4 protein-coding genes are annotated in these 2,957 nt (G+C 39.5%); 1 reads left to right on the top strand and 3 read right to left on the bottom strand.

Features of this window, described 5'->3' with window-relative positions; all coding sequences use genetic code 11:
- Both HX743_RS15765 and HX743_RS15760 read right to left on the bottom strand, forming a co-directional pair.
- Positions 1-108 (bottom strand): helix-turn-helix domain-containing protein (locus HX743_RS15765; RefSeq protein ID WP_178319009.1); only part of this gene is annotated, 108 nt, incomplete at its 3' end.
- 164 nt (positions 109-272) lie between these two features.
- A complete protein-coding gene (locus HX743_RS15760) occupies positions 273-956 on the bottom strand; it encodes a TIGR04219 family outer membrane beta-barrel protein (RefSeq protein ID WP_004970377.1) in 684 nt (227 codons plus the stop codon).
- 172 nt (positions 957-1,128) lie between these two features.
- Here HX743_RS15760 and HX743_RS15755 point away from each other — a divergent pair, with 172 nt between their 5' ends.
- Positions 1,129-2,571 carry an aldehyde dehydrogenase family protein gene (locus tag HX743_RS15755; protein ID WP_178319651.1) on the top strand — a complete coding sequence of 481 codons (1,443 nt, stop codon included), beginning with the start codon at positions 1,129-1,131 and terminating at the stop codon, positions 2,569-2,571.
- 195 nt (positions 2,572-2,766) lie between these two features.
- Here the strand turns inward: HX743_RS15755 and HX743_RS15750 are convergent.
- Positions 2,767-2,957: IS30 family transposase (locus tag HX743_RS15750; protein ID WP_178319650.1), on the bottom strand; the 191-nt coding region annotated here is incomplete at its 5' end.

Raw genomic sequence — 2,957 nt, 5'->3', positions numbered from 1 at the left:
TCGTGAACGTCCTAACTCCCGAGCAAGGGTAGCGATTGAACTTTTACTTTTCAAAGTAGCATAAATTTCGTATCTTTCATCTTGAGAAAGTTGGGTGTATTTCTTCATTGTGTGCTTTCCAATTGCGAGTTGAAAAAGTCTAATGATTCTATGAATACACCTAACTTTTTCAACTAACTACAAATGTGTTGCACTTGGGATTTGAATCTGCGAAGAATAAAAAACCCTTAAAAATAATTTAAGGGTTTTAAACTTATATAAATATCAAATATTTAGAAATGTGCTTCTAAACCTAAATATGGGCCTTTAAACTCTAATTGAGTTTCCTGATTGGAATCTTGATTGAGCTTAATATCTAAAATGCGATAACCTGCTTTTAAACCAACATCGACTAAAATGGCATCTATAAAGTTATATTTAATTTCTGCCTGAGCATCACGAACTTCATTGTCGCTATTTTTGGCATAGTTAGCTTCAGCTTTGGCACTTAAACCTGTAAATGGTAATTTGACCGCTGCTTCTGCATACAGCATAGGTAAAGTTTCACTGACGTCTTGTGTCGAAAACAAATTCGATCTTAAGTCGCCTTCAAGTACTTTGGCACCAAATCCAACATCTGCGGCAACAATGTTATCTAAAATTTCATAATATAAAATGAAGTCTGAGTAATCTAAATCTAGTTGATTGATTTTTACACCAGCAGCGCTTTGCTCGCTTTCGGCCTGCAAATTGGCATGTTTAATTTTAGCATTGGGTAAAAATGGTACTGGATGCTCTACTGCTAGACTGAAGGGTAAGGCAAAATCATCATCCAAGTTTGGTGATAACTGAGCCTGATTCCAGTCTGCGCTATATTTCCAATAATCTACGCTGGCTTTTACCCCAATAATATCGGCATGCACCGCTGAACAACTAATTAAACTGCATGCTAAAGCAAAACGTTGTAATGTAAGCATATAAACTCTAGTATTTTGTCATCATCATTTGGGATGAATGGTGTGGTGTTGTATGTTCTCGTGACAAAAAATCATGTGAAATATTGTCCAACTTAGCGCATCATACATTTTCTAGAATCAAAATTCTTGTAAAAATATAGCTTAATTCGCGCCAAAAATAGAGGATTTCAGTATGCAAAATGTCCATCCACCTGTCGATTATCCGCTCTATCTTGCCAATAAAGCCGTAGAAACAGGGCAATGGTTAGCCGTTCAGCATAAATATTCTCAAAATTTATATGCGCGTGTCGCACTTGCCGATGCGAAAAGTATTGAAAAAGCCATTCGTGCAGCCGTAAAAGCAGAAGCCGAAATGGCAAAGTTACAGCCCTTTCAAAAACAAAAAATTCTGTTGCATTGTGTGCAGCGTTTTCAAAACATGCGTGAAGAATTGGTCGAAATTTTAATTGCCGAAGGTGGAAAACCACGTTTGGCTGCGATGGCAGAAGTCGAGCGTTTAATTAATACCTTCCAAATTGCGGCAGATGCGGTGTCACAACTAGATGAAGGGCGTATTTTGCCGTTGGCAGTGACGGCTGCTGCTGCGAATTATCAAGGGATGGTTAAGCATGTACCCATTGGTACCGTGTCTTTGATTAGTCCTTTTAATTTTCCGTTGAATTTAACTGCACATAAAATTGCACCTGCGATTGCCGCAGGTTGTCCTTTTGTATTAAAACCTGCCAGTGCCACGCCTATTTCAGCATTGAAAATTGCAGAAGTGTTGGCAGAAACAGATTTACCTAAAGGTGCGTTTTCGGTATTGCCTTGTGAGCGTGAACAAGCTGATGTTTTAGTGACAGATGACCGCTTTAAACTGCTCAGTTTTACCGGTTCAGATGTGGTGGGTTGGGATATGAAAGCCCGCGCAGGACGCAAAAAAGTAACGCTAGAGTTGGGCGGCAATGCAGCAGTGATGATTGAACCCGATACTGAATTGAATGATGCGCTGATCAATCGTCTCATTGGCGGGGCATATAATCATGCAGGGCAGGTGTGTATTAGTGTGCAACGTATTTTAGTGCATGCAGATGTATATGCTGATCTGAAAAAGAAAATGGTCAGCCAGCTGAAAAAAATCAAAGCGGCAGACCCTGATTTAGACACGACGCTAGTTGGCCCAATGATTAAGACTTCTGAAGCGCAGCGTCTGAAAAAATGGGTCGATAAGGCAGTGAAGAAAGGTGCAAAATTGTTGGTCGGTGGGGAACTCAAAGGGGTGATGTTTGAGCCGACTTTATTGGAACAGGTCGATCCAAACTTAGAAGTGTATAAAGATGAAGTCTTTGGCCCTGTTGCTATTTTGGAAAAATACTCTTCTTTTGAACAAGGGATTGCGCGTATTAATCAAAGCCGTTTTGGTTTACAGGCAGGTGTGTATACAAAGAGTCTGGACAAAATGCTGTATGCATGGGAGCAGTTGCAGGTGGGTGGTGTGATTATTAATGATATCCCATCCTTCCGCGTGGACAATATGCCTTATGGTGGCGTGAAAGATTCGGGTTTAGGGCGTGAGGGAATTCAATCAGCTATTCGGGATATGCAGGAAGAGCGTTTATTGGTAATTAAGCGTTAAGTATCTGATCTAATGATGCATCGTTATAAATAAAGAGAAAGGATGAGTTAACTCTGAATTTTGAGATGATTGATTACAGTGCTGTGGTTTGGTGAATAATAAGCTACAGCGCTAGTGTAAAATAGATGAAAAGTAAAATAACTCAAATAGCATCACAATTTCATTCCAAATAGTTATAGAACTTATAAGGCGGATTTAAGCGGCAAGTGCAACAGTATAAAAACCAGCCATAACTTCACTCGGTGTATACCAACCTAGTGTTTTTCTAGGACGATGGTTGAGTGCAAATTCTATCTGCTCTATTTGTTCGTTTGACACGTCATCAAACGATGATGATTTTGGCAGATATTGCCGGATTAAACCATTCGTATTTTCATTTCTAGCTC

The organism is Acinetobacter sp. Swhac1 (genome assembly GCF_013390985.1).
Taxonomy (GTDB): domain Bacteria; phylum Pseudomonadota; class Gammaproteobacteria; order Pseudomonadales; family Moraxellaceae; genus Acinetobacter; species Acinetobacter towneri.
This window is presented reverse-complemented; position numbering and strand designations above follow the sequence as displayed.